Annotated in this window: 17 protein-coding genes and 1 tRNA gene; 8 read left to right on the forward strand and 10 right to left on the reverse strand. The window is 64.4% G+C overall.

Annotation, left to right across the window (positions count from 1 at the left end):
• Positions 1 to 28: 28 nt before the first annotated feature.
• Entirely contained in the window at positions 29 to 808 is a 780-nt protein-coding gene (locus EO156_RS19345; RefSeq protein ID WP_005911788.1) for a ferredoxin--NADP reductase, read from the forward strand.
• A gap of 150 nt (positions 809 to 958) precedes the next feature.
• Here the strand turns inward: EO156_RS19345 and EO156_RS19350 are convergent, their stop codons facing one another.
• A complete protein-coding gene (locus tag EO156_RS19350) occupies positions 959 to 1,444 on the reverse strand; it encodes a glutathione peroxidase (RefSeq protein ID WP_005925748.1) in 486 nt (161 codons plus the stop codon).
• A 373-nt stretch (positions 1,445 to 1,817) separates the two neighbouring features.
• Here EO156_RS19350 and EO156_RS19360 point away from each other — a divergent pair, with 373 nt between their 5' ends.
• Positions 1,818 to 4,016 carry a M3 family metallopeptidase gene (locus EO156_RS19360; RefSeq protein ID WP_011050927.1) on the forward strand — a complete coding sequence of 733 codons (2,199 nt, stop codon included), beginning with the start codon at positions 1,818 to 1,820 and terminating at the stop codon, positions 4,014 to 4,016.
• A 227-nt stretch (positions 4,017 to 4,243) separates the two neighbouring features.
• Here the strand turns inward: EO156_RS19360 and EO156_RS19365 are convergent, their stop codons facing one another.
• From EO156_RS19365 to EO156_RS19375, 3 genes are all read right to left on the reverse strand, one after another.
• Positions 4,244 to 4,744 (reverse strand): MarR family transcriptional regulator, encoded by a 501-nt coding sequence (locus EO156_RS19365; protein WP_016849519.1) that lies wholly within the window; start codon positions 4,742 to 4,744, stop codon positions 4,244 to 4,246.
• A 66-nt stretch (positions 4,745 to 4,810) separates the two neighbouring features.
• Positions 4,811 to 5,656 (reverse strand): DUF3298 and DUF4163 domain-containing protein, encoded by an 846-nt coding sequence (locus tag EO156_RS19370; RefSeq protein ID WP_016849518.1) that lies wholly within the window; start codon positions 5,654 to 5,656, stop codon positions 4,811 to 4,813.
• Positions 5,657 to 5,704: 48 nt separating this feature from the next.
• Positions 5,705 to 5,974: a GNAT family N-acetyltransferase gene (locus EO156_RS19375; protein ID WP_026006919.1), complete on the reverse strand. Its 270-nt coding sequence runs from the start codon at positions 5,972 to 5,974 to the stop codon at positions 5,705 to 5,707.
• A gap of 227 nt (positions 5,975 to 6,201) precedes the next feature.
• Between EO156_RS19375 and EO156_RS19380 the strand changes: the two genes are divergently transcribed.
• A complete protein-coding gene (locus tag EO156_RS19380; RefSeq protein ID WP_005911777.1) occupies positions 6,202 to 6,390 on the forward strand; it encodes a hypothetical protein in 189 nt (62 codons plus the stop codon).
• A 304-nt stretch (positions 6,391 to 6,694) separates the two neighbouring features.
• Here EO156_RS19380 and EO156_RS19385 read toward each other — a convergent pair whose 3' ends face one another.
• On the reverse strand, positions 6,695 to 7,303 hold the full coding sequence (locus EO156_RS19385; RefSeq protein WP_003483519.1) for a rhomboid family intramembrane serine protease: 609 nt from the start codon (positions 7,301 to 7,303) through the stop codon (positions 6,695 to 6,697).
• Between the two features lie 7 nt (positions 7,304 to 7,310).
• Positions 7,311 to 8,876, reverse strand: coding sequence for an oligopeptide:H+ symporter (locus EO156_RS19390; RefSeq protein WP_026006918.1), 1,566 nt, complete (start codon positions 8,874 to 8,876; stop codon positions 7,311 to 7,313).
• Between the two features lie 362 nt (positions 8,877 to 9,238).
• Here EO156_RS19390 and EO156_RS19395 point away from each other — a divergent pair, with 362 nt between their 5' ends.
• From EO156_RS19395 to EO156_RS19405, 3 genes are all read left to right on the forward strand, one after another.
• Complete coding sequence (locus EO156_RS19395) at positions 9,239 to 11,008, forward strand: M14 family metallopeptidase (protein ID WP_029828473.1); 1,770 nt, start codon at positions 9,239 to 9,241, stop codon at positions 11,006 to 11,008.
• Positions 11,009 to 11,185: 177 nt separating this feature from the next.
• A complete protein-coding gene (locus tag EO156_RS19400; RefSeq protein ID WP_026006917.1) occupies positions 11,186 to 13,375 on the forward strand; it encodes a glycoside hydrolase family 3 C-terminal domain-containing protein in 2,190 nt (729 codons plus the stop codon).
• Between the two features lie 141 nt (positions 13,376 to 13,516).
• Positions 13,517 to 13,603 (forward strand) — tRNA-Leu (locus EO156_RS19405).
• 211 nt (positions 13,604 to 13,814) lie between these two features.
• Here EO156_RS19405 and EO156_RS19410 read toward each other — a convergent pair.
• From EO156_RS19410 to EO156_RS19425, 4 genes are read right to left on the reverse strand one after another with little or no spacing between them, the layout of a single operon-like run.
• A complete protein-coding gene (locus EO156_RS19410; RefSeq protein WP_016849513.1) occupies positions 13,815 to 15,395 on the reverse strand; it encodes a DHA2 family efflux MFS transporter permease subunit in 1,581 nt (526 codons plus the stop codon).
• Between the two features lie 6 nt (positions 15,396 to 15,401).
• On the reverse strand, positions 15,402 to 16,595 hold the full coding sequence (locus EO156_RS19415) for an efflux RND transporter periplasmic adaptor subunit (RefSeq protein ID WP_016849512.1): 1,194 nt from the start codon (positions 16,593 to 16,595) through the stop codon (positions 15,402 to 15,404).
• A gap of 10 nt (positions 16,596 to 16,605) precedes the next feature.
• Entirely contained in the window at positions 16,606 to 18,096 is a 1,491-nt protein-coding gene (locus EO156_RS19420) for an AdeC/AdeK/OprM family multidrug efflux complex outer membrane factor (RefSeq protein ID WP_016849511.1), read from the reverse strand.
• A gap of 23 nt (positions 18,097 to 18,119) precedes the next feature.
• The gene (locus tag EO156_RS19425; RefSeq protein WP_003483498.1) at positions 18,120 to 18,560 is read right to left on the reverse strand and encodes a MarR family transcriptional regulator; all 441 of its coding nucleotides are present in this window, start codon (positions 18,558 to 18,560) and stop codon (positions 18,120 to 18,122) included.
• Positions 18,561 to 18,682: 122 nt separating this feature from the next.
• On the opposite strand from EO156_RS19425, the gene EO156_RS19430 reads away from it, so the two are divergent.
• Both EO156_RS19430 and parC read left to right on the forward strand, forming a co-directional pair.
• Positions 18,683 to 19,534, forward strand: a complete 852-nt coding sequence (locus EO156_RS19430) for a helix-turn-helix transcriptional regulator (protein ID WP_029828465.1) — start codon at positions 18,683 to 18,685, stop codon at positions 19,532 to 19,534.
• 61 nt (positions 19,535 to 19,595) lie between these two features.
• Positions 19,596 to 21,839 carry a DNA topoisomerase IV subunit A gene (gene parC / locus EO156_RS19435; RefSeq protein WP_015472346.1) on the forward strand — a complete coding sequence of 748 codons (2,244 nt, stop codon included), beginning with the start codon at positions 19,596 to 19,598 and terminating at the stop codon, positions 21,837 to 21,839.
• The last annotated feature ends 112 nt before the right edge of the window (positions 21,840 to 21,951 follow it).

Genomic DNA, 21,951 nt, shown 5'->3' on the forward strand with positions numbered 1-21,951 from the left:
CGCGTACTCCTCCCACGACACGACCGGTATGTCTTCCGCTTTTGGCGCCGAAACGGTGCTTGAGGTCCGTCATTGGACCGATGCCTACTTCAGTTTCACCACGACCCGCGATGCCGGCTTCCGTTTCGAAAACGGGCAGTTCGTGATGATCGGGCTGGAAACCGAAACGCGTCCGTTGCTGCGTGCGTATTCGATCGCCAGCGCCAATTGGGAAGAACATCTGGAGTTCTTCAGCATCAAGGTGCCGGACGGCCCGCTGACCTCGCGGCTGCAGCACATCCAGCCCGGCGACAAGGTGCTGGTCGGCAAGAAACCCACCGGCACGCTGCTGATCAGTGATCTGCACCCCGGGCGCAACCTGTATCTGTTGGGCACCGGTACCGGTCTGGCGCCGTGGCTGTCGATCATCAAGGACCCGGAAACCTACGAGCGTTTCGACAAGGTGATCCTCACCCAGGGCGTGCGGTTCGTGCAGGATCTGGCCTACCGCGATTACTTCGAACGCGAATTGCCGCAGCACGAATTTCTCGGCGACCTGCTGCGCGAAAAATTGCTGTACTACCCGGCCGTCACGCGCGAAACCTTCGCCAACCAAGGCCGTTTGACCGAGCTGATGGCCGATGGGCGCATGCAGCAGACGCTCGGGTTGCCGACACTGGATCCGGCCAACGACCGTTTCATGATCTGTGGCAGCCCGCAGATGCTGGCCGACCTGCGCAGCCTGCTGGATAGCCGCGGTTTCCAGACCTCGCCGCGCATCGGCACGCCGGGGCATTACGTGTTCGAGCGCGCATTCGTCGAAAAGTGACGCGCCGCGCATGCAAGACCCGTGCGGCGCGGCGTTTCGTCTGAAAAACCCGCTGTCGTAGGAGCGCCCCCGGGCGCAACGAAGCGTTCCCGGTAACGCCTCGTCGCGCCCGGGTGCGCCCCTACGATTCCAGCACCACGCCCTGCCGGATCATGCGTCCAGCGCGCGCTCGATCTCGGTAGCCAATGCCTCCGGCTTGGTGGTGGGCGCATAACGTTCCAGCACGCGGCCGTCGCGGCCGATCAGGAACTTGGTGAAGTTCCACTTGATCGCCTCGGACCCGAGCACGCCGCGTTGTTCGTGCTTGAGCCATTGCCACAGCGGATGCGCGCCGTTGCCGTTGACGTCGATTTTCGCGGCCAGCGGAAAATCCACCGCATAGTCGAGCGAGCAGAACTGGCGGATCTGCGCCGCATCGCCCGGCTCCTGGTGCCCGAACTGATCGCATGGAAAACCGATCACTACCAGTCCACGTTCGCGATAACGCTGCCACAGGGCCTGCAGCCCCGCGTATTGCGGCGTAAACCCGCACTTGGAGGCGACATTGACCACCAGCAGTACGTTGCCGGCATAATCGCGCATCGACTGGGTGCGACCTTCCAGGTCGGTGAATGCGAAGGTGGAGATGTCGCTCATGGTTGCCCTGCAGTGTGCGAGACGGGCAGCGTACCGTAGCCGCCTGCACGGCGGCCACGCGGCGCAAGAAAGATTGCAGAGGTCAGTCGTACGACAGATCGCCTTCCGCGCGACGGGCCGGGATCGTCAAACAGACGGCCCGGGATCTTCCAAAGCCAGCCGAAGACAGCCAGCTCGGGTCTGCCACGGAGTGCAGCGGGCGCACGTCCGGCGGCGGTCCATGCTCCGCTTGCATCGACTCGTACCATGCAACGCGAGCGACGGTTGTGCCCGCCTGATGGCGTTGCATTGGCTTGGCAGCCATGCCTTTTGTCACACGCCTGTCTCGACTGGCTGGGTTAGCCTCGGCGGTTCGCACTTTGGAGCAACCCTCTTGACCACCCGTCTCGCTTTTGCCCTGGCCGCCTCCCTGGGACTTGCCATGCCGTCCTACAGCATCGCCGCCCCCGCTGCCACGCAGGCCGCCACCCAAGCCAACCCCTTCTTCGCCGACAGCACGCTGCCGCTGCATTACCCGCAGTTCGACAAAATTAAGGACAGCGATTTCGCACCTGCCTTCGATGCCGGCATGGCCGAGCAGTTGAAGGAAGTGGAAAAAATCGCCAGCCAGAAGGCCAAGCCCAGTTTCGACAACACCATCATCGCGCTGGAAAAGAGCGGTGCCACGCTCGACCGCGCCACTACGGTGTTCTTCAACCTGGTCGGCGCAGACACCAACGACGCACGCAAGAAATTGCAAGCCGACTATTCGGCGAAGTTCGCAGCGCACCGCGATGCGATTTCGCTCAACGGCAAGCTGTTCGCACGCATCCAGACCTTGTACGACCAACGCGCCAAGCTGGGGCTGGATGCGCAGGGCGTGCGCCTGGTCGAGAAGTACTACAGCGACTTCGTGCGCGACGGCGCCAAGCTCTCCGACGCCGACAAGACCACGCTCAAGGCCATGAATGCCGAGCTGGCCAACCTGGGCACCACTTTCAGCCAGAACGTGCTGGCCGAAGTGAATGCTGCCGCTGTGGTCGTGGACGACGTCAAGCAACTGGATGGTTTGTCGCAGGAGCAGATTGCCGCTGCCGCCGAAGCCGCCAAGGCACGCAAGCTCGACGGCAAGTACGTCATCGCGCTGCTCAATACCACCGGCCAACCGCCGCTGACCCAGCTGAAGAATCGCGAGCTGCGCAAGAAGATCTACGACGCCTCGGTGTCGCGCGGCAGCCACGGCGGCCAGTACGACAACACCGCGCTGGTGGCGCGCATCATGAAGCTGCGTGCCGACAAGGCCAAGTTGCTGGGCTTCCCAACCTATGCCGCCTACTCGCTGGAAAACCAGACCGCCAAGACCCCCGAAGCGGTCAACGCGATGCTGGGCAAACTGGCACCGGCCGCGGTGGCCAATGCCAAGCGCGAAGCCGCCGATCTGCAGGCGATGATCGACAAGGAACAAAAGGCCGCGCGCAAGCCGACCTTCAAGCTCGAAGCCTGGGATTGGGCCTACTACAGCGAGAAGGTGCGCCAGGCCAAGTACAACTTCGACGAATCGCAGCTCAAGCCGTACTTCGAGTTGAAGAACGTGCTGGAAAACGGCGTGTTCTATGCGGCCAATCAGGAATACGGCCTGACCTTCAAGCAGCGCACCGACCTGCCGACCTATCGCGACGACATCACCGTCTACGACGTGTTCGACGCGGACGGCAAGCAGTTGGCGATCTTCATTGCCGACATGTATGCGCGCGAATCCAAGCGCGGTGGCGCATGGATGAACTCCTATGTGTCGCAGTCGGACCTGACCGGCTTCAAGCCGGTGGTGGCCAACCACCTCAACATTCCCAAGCCGCCGGCCGGCCAGCCGACGCTGCTGACCTGGGATGAGGTGACCACCATGTTCCATGAGTTCGGGCATGCGCTGCACGGCATGTTTTCCGACGTCAAATACCCGTATTTCTCCGGTACCAGCGTGCCGCGCGACTTCGTCGAGTTCCCCTCGCAGGTCAACGAGATGTGGGCCGACGAGCCGTCCATCCTGAAGAACTACGCCAAGCATTATCAGAACGGCACGCCGATGCCGCAGGCCTTGCTGGACAAGGTGATTGCCGCATCCAAGTTCAACCAGGGCTTTGCCACCACCGAGTACCTGGGTGCGGCAATGCTGGATCAGAACTGGCACCAGGTCAGCGCCAACCAGGTGCCAGACGCCGCTGGCGTGATGGCATTCGAAGCCAAGGCGCTGCAGCAGGACGGCATTGCCTATGCACCGGTGCCGCCGCGCTACAAGACCCCGTATTTCAGCCACATCATGGGCGGTTACGCGGCAGGCTACTACGCCTACATCTGGTCGGAAGTGCTGGACGCCAACACCCAGCAGTGGTTCAAGCAGCACGGTGGCCTGAGCCGCGCCAATGGCGATCGTTTCCGCAAAACCCTGCTTTCGCGCGGCGGTAGCGTGGATGCGATGGAGCTGTTCCAGAACTTCGCCGGGCATGCGCCGCAGATCGAGCCGCTGCTCGAAAAGCGCGGTCTCAGCGCGCAAGGCGGCGATGGTGCGACTCCGGAAGCGCCGCAGTCCAGGCCGTAAATCGGCTGCACGATCCGCGCGCGGTGGTGAGGCCGCGCGTGTGGCGGCAGGATCGGCATGTCCCCTTCGGGCATGCCGATCTTGGACATCAGACGAGACATCAAATGCTCGCGATCGACAAGTCTTTGGTCGAGAACCGATCAGATGACAACGCCGCCCTGGGCGACCAGGGCGGTTTTTTTGCGTGCTGCGTTTGCAGCGCTTATCGCACGCGCAACGCGCGCCGCTCAGAGTTCGACCGCGTCCACGCCATCCAGAAGCTTTTTCAGCAGCTTCTCCAACCGTAGCTGCTCGGCCTCGCTCATACTGACGGTCTCTGCATGCAACAGCGTGCAGGCATCGGGCAACAGGCTTTCGATCAAGGCCGAGCCTGCCGGTTGCAGCGTCAGTACGATCTTGCGCCGATCTTCGGGGCTGCTGGCGCGCGTGATCAGGCCTTTCTCGCACAGCTGATCGGTGAGCCGGGTGATGTTGGCCGGCTTTTCGCTGGCGGCTTCGGCCACCTCGGTCGGAGTGATCGACTGCTCCGGTGTGCCATAGAGCATCATCAAGATCTCGAATTCCGGCGGACTGATGCCATAAGGCTTGAGCCGCACGCACCCGAGCGTATGCAGGCGCTTGTAGAGATGCTTGATCAGTCTCACCAATATTGCCGGCTCCCGTGGGAACGCCGGATAACGCACGCAGGTGTGGTCCACGCGACTTGCGGTCGGATCGAAACTACTCATATCACCCGTTGGAGTACGTTGCTGAATGGCCGAGCCATTCAATCACAACATGCGCGATGCGACACCTCAGCGCGCGAAGAGATGTACATATTCCGGTGCGACCGAAGGCAATAATGTGGAGGCAGCCACCTCTGCCATCTGCGTGCCATCCGAGTAGGGGCCGACCTGATAGGGCGGAAACACAAAGCGCACGGCAGTGATCTGCCCATTTGCGTTCAACACGGGCACGAACTGCGCAAAATTGTCCACCTGCGCGGCAGTGCCTTCGGCAATCATGCGATCGGCCGAAGCCACCTGCTCAGCCTGCTCTTCTACCGGCACGCGATCGGCCTGGACGCGCTGGGTCGCTGCTGCATGCAATTGCGCCGCGACCTCCCGGCCGATCTTTTCCCAGGCTGCCGGATCCGGAATCAGCGCCTGCGCGGTCAATTGCTTGTTCTCCTTGACCAGCCAGACGAAGCGCGCCACCAGCGGCTCGCCATGCGCACCGCCGGTGTATCTGCTGCCGTCGGCGGAAATCACGATCAGATCCGGGGTCTGCAACACGGTTTCGAATGCCAGCGACAGCTCATACGGCGCGGGCGGCTTGTCGTTGCCCAGACCGGACACGGCCTGCATCAGTTCGGCACGTGCGTCCTGCGCATAGCCGCGAATGAGCGCAGTGAGTTCCGGATATGCATCCAGCCCGTGCGGATAGCTGATGCCCACCATATAGGCCGGTGCATGTTCGATCACATCTTCCAGCGGGCCGCTCTGTACCACGGTCGGCTCTGCAGGCGGCGCTGCCGCAGGCGCCGAATCGGCCGCAGGCGCGTTCGGCTCTGACGTTGTCGGCGCGCGCTGCGTACACCCTGCCAACACGGCCAGCACCAGCAAGCCCTGCACTGCCTTCACTTCAAGCAACCGCCCCATTACCGCCCGCTCCCCTGTCTGAATCGTGTTACGAAAGGCCAATGCCGGTCAGGCCAGCAGATCCTGATATTGCGGATGTCGCCGCACATATGCATCGGCATAGCGACATGCCGGAACCACCTTCAAACCATGTTGCCGTGCGAATGCCAAAGCGTCCTCGACCAATGCCGCGGCAATTCCGCGTCCGCTGACGGCGTCCGGCACCTGCGTGTGGGTGATGGTCATGATCTCGCCTTCGCGCCGATAGGCCAGCTCGGCACGATGTCCATCGGTGTCCACGTTGAAACGCTGCCGGACCGGATCGTGTTCTACGTGCACTATCGACGCCTCCGTCATGTTCTGCGCCTGCAAGAAGTGGCGTCAGTGTGACCAGCGCGATGCCGCGCCTGCGTGAAAGTGAATCGCTGCTGTGATCGGCCGCGCAGCTTGCGCAACGCGCCCTCAAGTTCTCCCGGGGGGGCGCCGATAGCTGACCTGAAGGCAATCGCGGCAACCGGTGTGCGGAAGCAGCGACGTCTTCGCCTTACCTACGAGGGAGCCACCGCATGAACAACGATTCGGCAGGACACAGCGCAGACAGCGACAGCTCGTTGCTGGAGGGCTTGTTCCAGTTCGCTCTCAAGGGCGACACCCACAATCCGGATTTCACGCAGCTCAACGATACGGTGTACGAGCGCCTGCAGCAGGCCTACGGCGTGGCATCCAGCGCCGACCAGGAACGCAACGCGGCCTGAGCCGGCGCATCGCTGCGCAGCGGTCTCATCCGCTGTGCAGTCGTTGTCTCATCTGGCAAGTCTGTCGAGACCGTGCCATCGCGCGGGTCTGACCTGGCTCGGCCTCATCAGGCCCCGGATTTGATCCGCTCCCGCAACGGTCCAGTCCGTACACGCCAGCAGTCGTCGGGCGTGCCACTGCGCTAGCTGCGACCACGCTTTCGGCTTGCAGAAGGCATGCGCCGGCCGCGCACGAAAGTCCACGCCCACCTGCGACGGCGTCCAGCGCGCTGAGCCTGGGTGACCTAACCGCCGCCGGCCGCGCTCAGCCGAAGCGCGGATTGGACAGCTGCTCCAGAAACACCTGCCACACGCGCGGCTCCATGATCAGCATGAACATCACGCCGAACGCGGCGCCGGCCAGATGTGCGCTGTGGTTGATGCGATCGCCGCCGCGGCGGTCCATCCACAGGCTGTAGCCCACATAGAACACCGCATAGAGAATTGCCGGGGCGGGAATGAACAGCACCAGGATGATCGTCCATGGTTGCAGCAGGATGAAGGCAAACAGCACTGCCGACACCGCACCGGACGCGCCCAGGCTGAGGTAATTCGGATTCTTCTGGTTCTTCAGGTAGCTCGGCAGGATCGAGACCACCAGTGCGGCCAGATAGAACAACGGATAGGTCAGCACGCTGCCGGTGAGCTGGGCCATCACGTTCTCGATCACCCGTCCGAAGAAGAACAGCGTGATCATGTTGAAGATCAGGTGCCCCAGATCGGCATGGATGAAGCCATAGGTCACCAGGCGGTCGTATTGCTTGTGCTTGTCTACCGCCGGCGGCCACAGGATCAGCCGGTCGCTCAACTTGCGATTGTTGAACGCCATCCACGAGACGATGCCGGTGATGGCGATCAGGATCAGGGTAATCATGCAGACCTCAGGCAGTACGGTAATTGTCGACCATGCGATACCGGCGCGCGTACAAGCCGAAGGCAAGTGCCGCCAGGAACGCGAAGGCCGCGAAGAAGAACATCAAGAAGGCCGCTTCGCTGAGTCCAGTATCGGCGATATACGCGGTTACCGTCGCATTGCGCACCGCCACGTTCGACAGCAGCACCCATAGATTGCCGACGGTGGTAGTGAGATACCAGAAACTCATCACCACGCCCTTCATCGACGGCGGCGCCTGGCTGTAGGCGAACTCGATGCCGGTGGCCGACACCAGCACCTCGCCGAAGGTGAGCAGTGCGTACGGCAGGATCTGCCAGGCGATGTGCATCGGCTCGCCACCATCCATGATCATCTGGATCGCGCCCACCGCAATCCAGGCCACGCCACTGAAGGCGATGCCGCTGGTCATGCGGCGCAACGGGGTGGGCTCCCAGCCGCCACGGCGTAGCAGCGGGTACAGCACCAGGTTGTTGAAGGGGATCAGCAGCATCACCAGCAGCGGATTGAGCGCCTGCATCTGCGAGGCGGTGAACCAGGCCGGCATGGTCATCTCGCGCCCCTGCAGCACCCAGGTCGAGGCCTTCTGGTCGAACAACGAAAAGAACGGCGTCACCAGCGCGAAGATCACCAACACCCGCAACAGCGCACGCACGCCTTCCACCGCAACATCCGGATGGGTGCCACGCGCGCGTTCCAGCTGCCACCAGGTCCCGCCGCCGATCCCGGCCAGCAACAGCACCAGCGCAATGCACAGACACACGACGATGCCCAATGGTTCGACCAGCGCGAAGCCAGCCAGCGCCAGCAGCACCGAGACGACCGCCAGCAGCAGGCCCGGGCGCCCCTGCCCCGGCGCGTGCGTCAGTAACGCGGTGCGCACCACCGCAGCGAACCCATGTGGGTCCTTCGGCGGCAGCGGCACCAGCACATAACGCTTGCGCCCCAGCCAGAACACCAGCGTGGCCACGAACATCAGGATGCCGGGAATGCCGAATGCCCAGGCCGGGCCCAGATTCTTCAGCGCCAGCGGAATCAGCAGCGAGGCGAACAGCGAGCCGAAATTGATGATCCAGTAGAAAGCGTCGAACACCACCTTGGCCAGGTGCTTGTTGGACTGGTCGAACTGGTCGCCCATGAACGACGCCACCAGCGGCTTGATGCCGCCTGCGCCCAGCGCGATCAGGCCCAGACCGAGAAAAAACCCGTCGCGGCTGCCTTCAAACAGCGCAAGGCAGGCGTGGCCGGCGCAATACACCAGGCTGAACCACAAAATGGTGTTGTACTTGCCGAAGACGCGGTCGGCCAGCCAACCGCCCAGCAACGGGAAGAAATACACCCCGATCATGAAACTGTGCAGGATGTGCTTGGCCTCGGCCTCGCGTCCCGGCCCGCTGATTTCCTGCAGCAACAGCGAGGTGATCAGGAACTGCACCAGGATATTGCGCATGCCGTAGAAGCTGAAACGCTCGCAGGCCTCGTTGCCGATGATGAAAGGAATCTGGAGCGGCAGCCGCGCGCCGGCAGATGCGCCTGGCGAGATGGAGGTGGTCAAAGGCAGTCCGGTCATGCTGAAAACAGGCCCTATCGTACCGGCGCCCACCCGCCGGCCGCCATCGCCCGCCCGGAAGTGCCGGACGCGGGCACCGAGCGGATACGGCTGGCGGACCTCACTTCGGCATGATCGATGTCGTACAGGCCGGCCGGAAACGACATTGTTCCAAGCGTTGCACAGCCTCCGCGTCGTTTGCGCCTACCTCGAATGTCGCTCAGCTGGTCAACGAAAACCCGCCCCGCGTCCAGGTGAAACCCACGCACATGGCACCGATCACAGCAGGATCATGACGCAGTGCAGATTGGCCTTGCACGCTGGCTCGGCTACATTGCAAACGTTTTCCTGGAACACTGGACCGCTGGATGCCCCGCTTCACTCGCTTGGCCCTGAGCCTATTGCTGCTGACTTCCGCCCCCGCCGCGCTGGCTGCCGCGCCGCTGACCACTCAGGCAGAGCGCAGCGGTTTTATCCAGACCGGCCGCTACGACGAAGTCATTGCATTGTGCGATGCGTTTGCGCAGCGCTACCCGCAGTCCGTGCGTTGCATCCAGTTCGGCACTACGCCCGAGGGCAGGCCGATGAAGGCCCTGATCGCCTCCACCCGTGGCGCGCTCGACCCGCAATCGGCCGCGCAACGCAAGTTGCCGGTGGTCTTGGTCCAGGGCGGCATCCATGCCGGCGAGATCGATGGCAAGGATGCGGGCTTTCTTGCTCTGCGCGAGTTGCTCGACGGCAAGGCCGGCAACGGCGTGCTCGACAAGCTGGTGTGGGTGTTCGTACCGGTATTCAACGTCGACGGACATGAGCGCTTCGGTGCCTGGAACCGTCCCAATCAGCGCGGCCCCGAACAGATGGGCTGGCGCACCACCGCGCAGAACCTCAATCTCAACCGCGATTACGTCAAAGCGGACGCGCCGGAAATGCAGGCCATGCTGCAACTGGTGCAGCAGTGGGACCCGCTGATGGTCGTAGACCTGCACGTCACCGACGGCGCCAAGTTCGAGCACGATGTGTCAGTGCAGGTGGAACCGGTGCATGCCGGCGATACGACCTTGCAGCGCGATGGCACCAGCTGGCGCGACGCAGTGCTTGCCGACCTGAAAAAACAGGGCTCGCTGCCGCTGCCCTACTACCCGTCCTTCGTGCACGAAGACGACCCCAGTTCCGGCTTCGCCGATGATGTGTCGCCGCCGCGCTTTTCGCACGGCTATTTCCTGCTACGCAACCGCTTCGGCATGTTGGTGGAAACGCATTCGTGGAAGGATTACCCCACGCGTGTGCGGATCACCCGCAATGCCATCGTTTCGGTGCTGCAGCAGGCCGCACGCCATGGCAGCCAGTGGCGCGCCGATGCATTGGCTGCCGATCAGCGCGCCACACGTTTGGCCGGCACGACCGAACCGTTGAGCTTCGCTGCGGGCCCATACGCACGCACCGTCGCGTTTCGTGGCTACGCGTATACGCGCACACCGTCGCCGATTTCCGGCGCGCTGATGACGCGCTACGACGAGAGCAAGCCGCAAGTCTGGAAGGTGCCGCTGCGCGATCAGATCAAACCCGATGTGGTGGTGGATGCGCCACGCGGCGGCTACCTGGTCCCGGCTGCGCAAGCCGCCTTGGTCGGCGGAAAACTGCGCCTGCATGGCATTCAATTCACGACCATCGGCAATGCGGCGGAGCGGCCGGTGCAAACCTTCCGCGCCGACGCGGTCAAGTTCTCGGCACGCTCCAACGAAAGCCATCAGACAGTCGAACTCAGCGGGCAATGGCGCAATGAAACCCGCAGCGTGCCGGCCGGCTCCTTGTTCGTGCCGATCGCCCAACCCAGGGCGCGTCTGGTGATGGCGATCCTGGAACCGCAGGCGCCGGATTCGCTGCTGCAGTGGGGCTTTTTCAATACCGCGCTCGAGCGCAAGGAATACATGGAAGCCTATGTCGCCGAAGAGGTAGCGCGCGACATGCTTGGGCGCGATGCCGCGTTGAGGGCGCAGTTCGAACAGCGCATCGCCAGCGATCCGGACTTTTCCAACAACCCGCAGGCGCGGCTGGAATTTTTCGCGAAGCGCCACGCATCGTGGGATGAGCGTTACCAGCTCTACCCGGTACTCCGCACCGCGCAGACCGACTTCTAGCCGCGCGCCGATTCTGCACGCGTCGCGCGGAATGCTCGCGCCCTCCCGATGTGGGCATTTTGGCGCCCCTCTTTATGTCTTGAACCAGCACTACAAGGAAATCCCGTGCCACAGCTCGATATGAAACCGTTTACATCCCATCAGAATCGTCCGCGCCCCTTGGTCCTGGCGGTCGTGATGGGCCTTGGCATCGCCCTCGCCGCATCGCTGGCAGTCGCGCAGGGCGCGCCACCTTCGCAGCCGTGGATGGACACCGCACTGACCCCGGACCAGCGCGCCGACCGCCTGCTGGCGCAGATGAGCGAGGATGAAAAATTCCAGATGCTGCGCAGCTATTTCGGCTTGGGCACCGACAAGATTCCCAAGCCCGAGGGCGCGCTCGGTTCGGCCGGCTACGTTCCCGGTATCCCGCGTCTGGGCATTCCCGCCCAGCAACTGGCCGATGCCGGCGTGGGCGTGACCAACCCCGGCGGCATCCGCAAGGGCGATTACGCCACCGCGATGCCATCGGGACCGTCGACCGCATCGAGCTGGAACCGGCAACTGGCGTATACCGGCGGCAAGACCATGGGCCACGAATCCTGGCAGCAGGGCTTCAACGTGTTGCTCGCCGGCAGCGTCAATTTGCAGCGCGACCCGCGTAATGGGCGCAATTTCGAATACGCGGGTGAAGATCCGTTGCTGGCCGGCACCATGGTCGGCGAATCGATTCGCGGCGTGCAAAGCGAACATGTGCTTTCCACGATGAAGCACTTCGCACTCAACGACATGGAAACGCGGCGCAATTTTCACAGCGCGCAGATCGGCGCGCAGGCGATGCACGAATCGGACCTGCTGGCCTTCGAGATTGCGCTGAAGATCGGCGACCCGGCCTCGGTGATGTGTTCGTACAACAAGATCAACGGTGTCTACGGTTGCGAGCACGATTACCTGCTCAACCAGGTGCTCAAGCAGGAATGGAAATACCCCGGTTACGTGATGTCCGATTGGGGCGGCGTGCATAGCGGATCCAAGGCGGCGTTGGCCGGGCTGGATCAACAATCGGCCGGCGAAGTGTTCGACGCGGCAGTGTTTTTCGATGCGCCGTTACGCATGGCGGTGTCTGCCGGCGTGGTGCCGCGCGCGCGTTTCGACGACATGGTCAAGCGCGTGCTGCGCAGCCTGTTCGCGCACGGCGCCTTCGATCATCCTCCCCAGCGTCAACCCATCGATGGCAAGGCCGGTCTTCTGGCTGCGCAGCGCGTGGCCGAAGAAGGCAGCGTGTTGCTGCGTAACGAACAGGCCGCATTGCCGCTGTCCAAGGACGTGCGCCGCATCGCGGTGATCGGCGGCTACGCCGACAAGGGCGTGATGTCCGGCGGCGGCTCTTCGCGCGTGGACTACACCATCAACGGCGGCAACGCGGTACCGGGCATCACGCCGACCACCTGGCCCGGCCCAGTGATCATCCATCCGTCCTCACCGCTGCAGGCACTGCGTGCGGCACTGCCGAACGTGCAGATCGATTACCTGGACGGCACCGACCGCGCCGCGGCCGCACGCGCCGCCAAGGCGGCCGATGTGGCGATCGTGTTCGCCACCCAGTGGGCCGCCGAATCGGTGGATCTGCCGGACATGCGCTTGCCCGACAACCAGGACGCGTTGATCGAGACCGTGGCCAAGGCCAACCCGAAGACCACCGTGGTGCTGGAAACCAATGGACCGGTGCGCATGCCGTGGGCCGAACGCGTGCCGGCGGTGTTGCAGGCGTGGTATCCGGGCATCGGCGGCGGCGAGGCGATCGCCAACCTGCTGACCGGCGCGGTGAATCCTTCCGGCCACCTGCCGGTGACCTGGCCGGTGGACGAGTCGCAGCTGCCGCGCCCGTCGATTCCGGGGCTGGGCTTCAAGCCGGCCAAGCCGGGCGAAGACAGCATCGACTACGCCATCGAAGGCGCCAATGTCGGTTACAAGTGGTTCGCCGCGCGCAAGCTGACACCACGCTACCCGTTCGGCCATGGCCTGTCGTACACGCAGTTCCGCATGGGCGGGCTGCAGGTGGAGGCACGCGGCAGCCAGCTCACCGCCAGCTTCGAGGTGGAGAATACCGGCCCGCGCGAAGGCGCCGCCGTGCCGCAGCTCTACCTCGCCCTGCCCGACGGCCACGCCACCCCGCTGCGGCTGATCGGCTGGCAAAAGCTCACGCTAAAGCCTGGCGAAAAACGCAGCGTGCAGGTCGTCGCAGAACCCAAGACCTTGGCCGATTTCGATGCCAAGGCACGTCGCTGGACGATCGCCGCGGGCACTTACCGCGTGCAACTGGCGCGTTCGGCGAGCGAGCCGGTGCAAACTGCCGAGGTCACGCTGCAGGCGGCACAGTTGCCGTGAGCGCACGTGGTGCAGGCACCGATGCATGCGTGCGCCACCATCGGACTGGTTCGTTGCCGTGCCGCGTATGGGGCGACGAAGAAAATGTGCCGGGTGCGTTGACAGTCTCGCGCGCAGCTTGCACAATTCGCCCCCTGAGTCGCCCAGGTGGCGGAATTGGTAGACGCACTAGCTTCAGGTGCTAGCGGGGGCAACTTCGTGGAGGTTCGAGTCCTCTCCTGGGCACCACGACTCACGGTAGATCGTAAAAACCTCGCTTCGGCGGGTTTTTTTCGTTTGGGCATTCGGGTTGCGACATCCGCATTTGCCAGCGTCTGCGGCAGGCCATGCGTCGCATCGACCGGCTCGGCGCTGCGGCAATCGGCCAAGCTCGTCAAATCCGTCACAACGAAAACCCCGCATTCGAGCGGGGTTTTCGTTGTTCAACCCGCAACGTCGCTCAATGCCCCCCGGCCGCCGCCGCACTCCCGGCCCCGGCACCGAACGGCGGTTTTGCCAGCCACAGGAAGAAGATGATCGCCAGGAAGGTCCATCCAAGCAGATAGAAGATGTCGTTGAAACCCATCTGCGAAGCCTGGTGGTTGATCATGTTATTGAGCGATGCCGCGCCGCGTTGCAGGTCGCCCTGCCCCATCGCAGTGACCTGCTCCTGCATGCCGGGCGTGTACACCGAAATGTGCTCGGTGATGTGCGCGTGGTGTACCTGGGTACGGCGTGCCCACAGATACGTGGTCAACGATGCGGCGAAGCTACCGCCCAACGTGCGCAGGAAGGTGGCCAGGCCGGAGCCGGCCGCAATCTCGCGACCGTCCAGATCCGACAACAGGATCTGCAACACCGGCATGAAGAACAATGCCACGCCCACACCCATCACCAACTGGATCGTGGCCACATGGCCGAAGTCCACCTGCAGGTTGAAATTGGAGCGGAAGAAGCTGGTGAAGGACATGAAGACAAAGGCGATGGTGGCCAGCATGCGCAGGTCGAAGCGCAGCGCGTATTTGCCGACGAATGGCGTCATCAGCACCGGCAGGATGCCGATCGGCGCGGTGGCCAGGCCGGCCCAGATCGCGGTGTACCCCATATCGCGTTGCAGCCATTGCGGGATCAGCAGGCTCACGCTGAAGAACGCGGCATATGCGACCACCATTGCCAGCGTGCCAGCGCGGAAATTGCGATGCCGGAACAGCTTGAGATCGACGATGGGATCCTTGTCGGTCAACTCCCAGATCACGAACACCACCAACGCCACTGCCGCAATGCAGGCCAACACCACGATCTTGTCCGAAGAGAACCAGTCTTCGTCATTGCCCAGATCCAGCACCAGCTGCAGGGCGCCCACGCCGACCACCAGCAGGATCAGGCCGATGTAATCCATGCGCGGCTTTTCGAGCTGTTCGGGGCGATGCCGCAACTGCGAACCCACGATACTGCTGGCGATGATGCCAAGCGGCACGTTGATCAGGAAGATCCATTCCCAGCTGTAGTTGTCGGTGATCCAGCCGCCGAGAATCGGCCCGGCGATCGGGGCCACCACGGTAATCATCGCCAGCAACGCCAGCGCCTGCCCGCGTTTTTCGCGCGGATAGATCGACACCAGCAGACTCTGGGTGATGGGATACATCGGCCCGGCAACGAATCCTTGCAGCGCGCGCGCCACCACCAGCATCCCCATGCTCTGCGCCAGACCGCACAGCAGCGAGGCAATGGTGAACGCCAGCGTGGACCACACGAACAACCTGGTTTCGCCAAACCGGCGACTCAACCAGCCGGTCAGCGGCAACGCAATGGCGGTGCTGACGGCGAACGAGGTGATCACCCAGGTGGCCTGCTGCGAACTGGCGCCGAGGTTGCCGGCGATGGTCGGCAGCGAGACGTTGGCGATGGTGGTGTCCAGCACCTGCATGAACGAGGCCATGGCCAGGCCCACGGTGCACAACGCCACGCTGGCCGGGCGAAAACCGGCCGCTGGCGCCGGTGCCGCCGGGCCGCCGGACGCGGTGGGAGCTTGCGAAGACATGGTGGCTTAGCCCGCCTTGGTGGCAGCCTGCGACGGCAGGTTGTCCTGGATGATGCGTTGGATGTCGGCGTCGGCAGCCTTGAGCTGCTGCGCATACACGTCGGTGGCGAACACCGCGCCGTTGGCGACCTTGGTCGGCAGCACACTGCCCTGCTGATCGTGCAGGTTTACATCCACCTTCATCGACAGACCAATCCGCAGCGGATTGCTGGCAAGCTGCTTGGAATCCACCGCAATGCGCACCGGCACGCGCTGCACGATCTTGATCCAGTTACCGCTGGCGTTTTGCGCCGGCAATAGAGAGAACGCGCTGCCGGTGCCCAGGCCCAGGCTCTGGATACGGCCGGTGTAGCTCACGCCGCCGCCGTACAGATCAGAATGCAGTTCCACTTCCTGGCCCAGGCGCATGTGCTTGAGCTGGGTTTCCTTGAAATTGGCTTCCACCCACACCTGCTCCAGCGGCACCACCGCCATCAACACGCTGCCCGGCTGCACGCGCTGACCCACCTGCGCCGAGCGCCGTGCGACATAGCCGGACACCGGCGCCACCACGCCGGTGCGCGCATGATTCAAATACGCCTGACGCAGCTGTGCGGCGGCGGTCTGCACGTCCGGCTGGTTGGCCACCGCGCTGTCGTCCACCAACGCACGGTTACGCTCCAGGCTCTCGCGCGAGCCGCTCACGGCCGCTTCGGCGGCGGCCAGTTCGTCGCGGGCATGTGCCAGTTCTTCGTTGGAGATCGCGCCGGTGGCGGCCAGATCCTTACGCCGCGCGAAGTCCGAGCGCGCGCTGCGCAGCGTGACTTCGCGTGCGGACAATTCGGCTTGCGCACCTTCCACGGTGCGATACAGACCGCGCACCTGACGCACGGTCTTGGCCAGGTTGGCTTCGGCCTGCTGCAAGGCCACCTCGGTGTCGGCCGGATCCAGCTGCACCAGCAACTGGCCGCGCTCCACGCGCATGCCGTCTTCGGCGCCGATGCTGACCACGGTACCGCCCACCATCGGGGTGATCTGCACCTGGTTGCCCTGCACATACGCGTCGTCGGTGTCTTCGTGCCAACGGCCGACCAGGAAGTACCACGCCACCAGCCCGATGATCGCCAGGATCGCCACAATGGCCACGATGCGCAGCGCAGTACGGCGCTTGCTGGGCGCGGCCGGTGCGGGTTTAGGAGAAGTTGAAGGCGTCTGGCTCATCGTCGATGTCTCAGGAATTCGGTTGTGCGGAAGTGGGCGCGGTGCGTGCGGTATCGCGTGCGGGCTCCGGCGTGAATCCGCCGCCCAGCGCACGCTGCAACCTCACCGAGGCCAGAAGTTGTTGCGACTGCAGCCCGGCCATGCGTTGGCGTGCGACGAGCAACTGCTCCTGCACGCTGAGCACGTCCAGATAGCTGCCGATGCCGGCGCGGTAGCGCTGCTGCGCCAGATCGAAAGCGGCCGTGGCTGTCTGCACGGCGTCGTTCTGCGCCTGCGCGCGTAGCTCCAGCGAACGCACGGCGGTGACCTGGTCGGCCACTTCGCGCAGCGCGGAGATCACTTTCTGGTTGTAGTCGGCCACGGCCAGGTCGTATTGCGCATCGCTGCCGGCCAGATTGGCGCGCAGCTTGCCGCCGTCGAAGATCGGCAGGCTCAACGCCGGCGCGACCAGTCCGAACACCGAGCCGCTTTCCAGCAACTTGCCGACATCCGGGTTGATCACACCGCCCAGCGCGGTGAGGTTGAGGCTGGGATAGAAGCGGGTCTTGGCGACTGCGATGTCCTTGTTGGCCGCCTCCACGCGCCAGCGTGCCGCCACCACGTCGGGGCGACGGCCCAGCAGATCGGCCGGCAGCATGCTCGGCAACTGCGTGGCGATGCCCGCACCGAATACAGGCCGGGCAATGTCCAAACCGCGATCCGGGCCCTGCCCGACCAAGGCGGCCAGCGCGGTGCGGGCTTCGTCGATCTGCTGCTGCGCCGATTGCAACTGCTGCTGCGCAGCCGGTACGCGCGCTTGCGCCTGACGCACCTGCAACTCGCTGTCGATGCCGGCGCTGCGGCGTTGCCGGGTCAGCTCCAGGGTCTTCTGCGCACGGCTCAATTCGTCGTTGGCCAGGTCGTGCAGGCTCCACGCGTACGCAAGCTGCGCATAGCCTTCGGCAATCGCCGACGACAGGTTCAATCGTGCCGCCTGCGCATCCACTTCGGCCGCATGCGCCTGGTCGACTGCCGCTTCCCACGCGCTGCGCTTGCCGCCCCACAGATCGACGCCGTAGCGGAAATCCAGCACGACCTGCGCGCTGCCGCCATAGCTGCCGCCGAGCTCTTCGCCGACCATGGATTCAGGTAGCTGCAGGCCGGTGTAGCCACCGGACACCGAGAGGCTGGGGCCGCGCTCGGCCTGCGCACTGCCGATACGTGCCTGCGCCTGGTGTAGGCGCGCATCGGCCGCCGCGAGGCTGGGGCTGTGCTGCAGGCCTTCGGCGATCAGCGCGTCCAGCTGCGCATCGCCCAGCGCGCGCCACCAATCGCTGGCCGGCCATGCGGCCGGACTCAGCGTGGTTTGCTGCGCCAGGGTGCGCTCTGCATGCAGCGTGCTCGGATCCAGCACGGTGCCTTGCGGATTCAGGCCACGGCTACTGGCGCAGGCGGCCAACGCCAGTGCCAGGGCGGTGATGACGAGCGGCTGTGCCAGGCGCATCGAGCGCGGGCGCAGCATCTGGGTCGAAGAACTAGCAACGTTCATGAGTTGAGTGCATCGCGGACACGGATAAGGAGTGAGGTGAGAAGTTCGCGCTCGACCGCGGACAGGTCGCGCAGGCCGTGCTCGATGGCGCGTTCGCCGCGCAGGCGCAGCCGCTCCCATAGCGCCACGCCCTGCTCGGTCATGACGATCTGCAGCGCGCGCCGGTCTTGCGCATGCGGCTCGCGCCGCACTGCGCCCAGCGCTTCAAGCTTGTCGAGCAGGCGGGTCACCGCGCTCGGGGTCTGGTCCAGCGCCAGCGCCAGCTCATTGGCCGTGCATGGCGAGCGCACCGCCAAAATCTTCAGGCCCACGTAGTGGCTGAAGCCGAAATCGGGCAGTTCGCCCTTCATCTCGGCATCGAGCTGGCGCATCAGCGCATCGCGCACCTGGCGCAGCAACAGGCCGAACGACGGTGTGGCGGAAGACGAAACATTCATGCGGCACATTTTGTTCCGAAAAATATATTTGTCAACGCAATTATTCCACAGGGGATTAAACCGCCCGCAACGATCGCCACCTTACGCGGCGCGTTCGCTGGCTCGGTAATACAATTCGGCCAATGAGTATCGAAAACCCGCCAACCCAGATCGACGCCTTGCCGCCAGGCGTACGCGCCAGCTTCGAAAAGGCCGATGGGCCGGTGCTGATCGCCTTCCTGGCAGAGCTGCGCGAGGTATGGGCGCCGGAAACTGCCTGGCACGCGCATGTCCGCGGTCAGCTGATGTACGTGGAGCATGGCGTGCTCACCGTGCACACCGAACAAGGCGCCTTGTCGCTGCCGCCGGGCTGCGCAGGCTGGATGCCGCCCGGGCAGCAGCACACCGTGGAACTGGCCGGGCCGATGCGCGGCTGGGGCGTGGTTGTGCGGCCGGATGCCTGCGCCGCCCTGCCTGCGCAGGGCGGCGTGATCCGCCTGACCGGGCTGGCCCGCGAGGCCATCATGCGGGCCGCCAGCTGGCCGCTGGATCAGCCGCTGGATGCCACCCAGCAACGCCTGGCTGCGGTGCTGCTGGACGAGCTATGCCAGGTGCAGATCGACCACCTGCACCTGCCGATGCCCGCCGACCGCCGGCTGCTGCGGATCGCCCGCCAGTTGCTCGACACGCCCGCCGACCCACGCCCGCTCGACGCCTGGGCCGACTGGGGCGGCTTGTCGCCGCGCAGTCTGAGCCGGCATTTCCGCGACGAGACCGGCCTGAGTTTTGCGCAGTGGCGGCAGCAGGCCCGGCTGACCGAAGGCCTGCGGCGGCTAAGCCAGGGCCATGCGGTGGCGCAGGTGGCCGACCAGCTTGGCTACAGCAGCCCCAGCGCCTTCGTCAGCGTGTTCCATCGCCATTTCGGCGCCCCGCCAACCCGTTATCTGGCCGGCTCCCATGCACGCGGCTTGGCATCCCCCGCCGCATCCGGATAATCGGCGCTCTTCGAGCCCGCGCCCCGGTGCGGGTTCCTCTTCACGCAGGACCTGGCTTTACATGACCGATCTGACCCGCCCCACCTTCCACGGCTTCGAACAACTACCGCTGCGCGAGTATGCCGAACGCGCCTATCTCGACTACTCGATGTACGTGGTGCTCGACCGCGCCCTGCCGTTCCTGGGCGACGGCCTGAAGCCGGTGCAGCGGCGCATCGTCTACGCAATGAGCGAGCTGGGCCTGAATGCCGCCGCCAAGCCGAAGAAATCCGCGCGTACCGTGGGCGATGTGATCGGTAAGTACCACCCGCATGGCGACAGCGCCTGCTATGAAGCGCTGGTGCTGATGGCGCAGCCGTTCTCGTACCGTTACCCGCTGATCGAAGGCCAGGGCAACTTCGGCTCCACCGACGACCCCAAGTCGTTCGCAGCGATGCGCTATACCGAGTCCAAGCTGACCCCGATCGCCGAAGTGCTGCTGGGCGAGCTTGGCCAGGGCACCACCGATTGGGCGCCCAACTTCGACGGCACCCTGGAAGAACCCACCTGGTTGCCGGCACGCCTGCCGCACCTGCTGCTCAACGGCACCACCGGCATTGCCGTGGGCATGGCCACCGACGTGCCGCCGCACAATCTCAACGAGATCGTCAGTGCATTGCTGCGGCTGCTCGATGATCCCGATGCCAGCGTCGCCGACCTGTGCGAGCACGTGCTGGGCCCGGATTACCCGACCACCGCCGAGATCATCACTCCGGCTGCGGACCTGCGGAACATCTACGAAACCGGTCACGGCAGCGTGCGCGCGCGCGCCACCTACAAGAAAGAGCACGCCAACATCGTCATCGATGCGCTGCCCTACCAGGTCTCCCCGTCCAAGGTGATCGAGCAGATCGCCCAGCAGATGCGCGCCAAGAAGTTGCCGTGGCTGGAAGACATCCGCGACGAGTCCGACCACACCAGCCCGGTGCGGGTAGTGCTGGTGCCGCGCTCCAATCGCGTCGATGCCGAACAGCTGATGGGCCACCTGTTCGTCACCACCGATCTGGAACGCAGCTACCGCGTCAACCTCAACGTGATCGGCCTGGATGGCCGCCCGCAGGTCAAGAACCTCAAGCACCTGCTGAGCGAATGGCTGAGCTTCCGCAGCGATACGGTGACCCGCCGCCTCAACCATCGCCTGCAGAAGGTCGAGCGTCGCCTGCACCTGTTGGAAGGCTTGTTGATCGCCTTCCTCAACCTGGACGAAGTGATCCGCATCGTCCGCAGCGAAGACGAACCCAAGCCGGTGCTGATCTCGCGCTTCGCGCTGAGCGAAGAACAGGCCGAATACATTCTGGAAACCAAGCTGCGCCAACTGGCGCGCCTGGAAGAAATGAAGATCCGCGGCGAACAGGAAGCGCTCGCCAAGGAGCGCGCGCAGATCATGGCGATCCTGGAGAGCAAGACCAAGCTGAAGAAGCTGATCAAGGACGAACTGACTGCCGACGCCAAGAAGTTCGGCGATGCGCGTCGTTCGCCGCTGGTGCAACGGGGCGCCGCACAGGCCATCGACGAAACCGAAATGGTGGCCAGCGAACCGATGACCGTGGTGCTGTCGCAAAAGGGCTGGGTCCGCGCGGCCAAGGGGCACGAGGTCGATCCGGCCGGCATGTCCTACCGCGATGGCGATGGCCTGCTGGCGGCGGTGCGCAGCCGCAGCACGCACCAGGTGGCGTTCCTGGATTCGGACGGCCGCGCCTATTCCACCGCCGTGCACACCCTGCCCTCGGCGCGTGGCAATGGCGAACCGTTGACCGGACGGTTCTCGCCGGCGTCTGGCGCGGCGTTCCAGGTCATGGCCAGTGCCGACAACGCCACCCGCTTCGTGCTGGCGTCCTCGCATGGCTACGGCTTCGTTACCCGTTTCGAAAACCTGACCGGCCGCAACAAGGCCGGCAAGGCGATGCTCAACCTGACCACCGGCTCGCATGTGCTGACGCCGGCCCAGGTGAGCAACCCGCAAACCGATCGCATCGTCGCCGTGACCAGCGCCGGCAATCTGCTGGCGGTGCCGGCCACCGACGTGCCCGAGCTGGACAAGGGCAAAGGCAACAAGATCATCGAGATTCCCAAGGCCAAGCTCGGCACCGAACGTGTGGTGGCCGTGGTGGCGGTCGCACCGGGCAACACGCTGCTGGTGCGCAGCGGCGCTCGTACCATGAGCCTGTCGTTCAAGGACCTGGACACGTATGTGGGTGCGCGGGCGAGCCGTGGATCGTTGTTGCCGCGTGGGTGGCAAAAGGTGGACGGCCTGGAGGTGCAGTAACGGTTGTTCACCCATGCGGCGCGCGGCGGCGCGGCTGGGATTGCGGTCGCCTCAGGCTGCTGGGGCGCGGCAAAAGGTGGACGGCCTGGAGGTGCAGTAACGGTTGTTCACC

The organism is Xanthomonas sp. DAR33341 (assembly GCF_003992815.1).
Classification (GTDB): Bacteria; Pseudomonadota; Gammaproteobacteria; order Xanthomonadales; family Xanthomonadaceae; genus Xanthomonas; species Xanthomonas cissicola.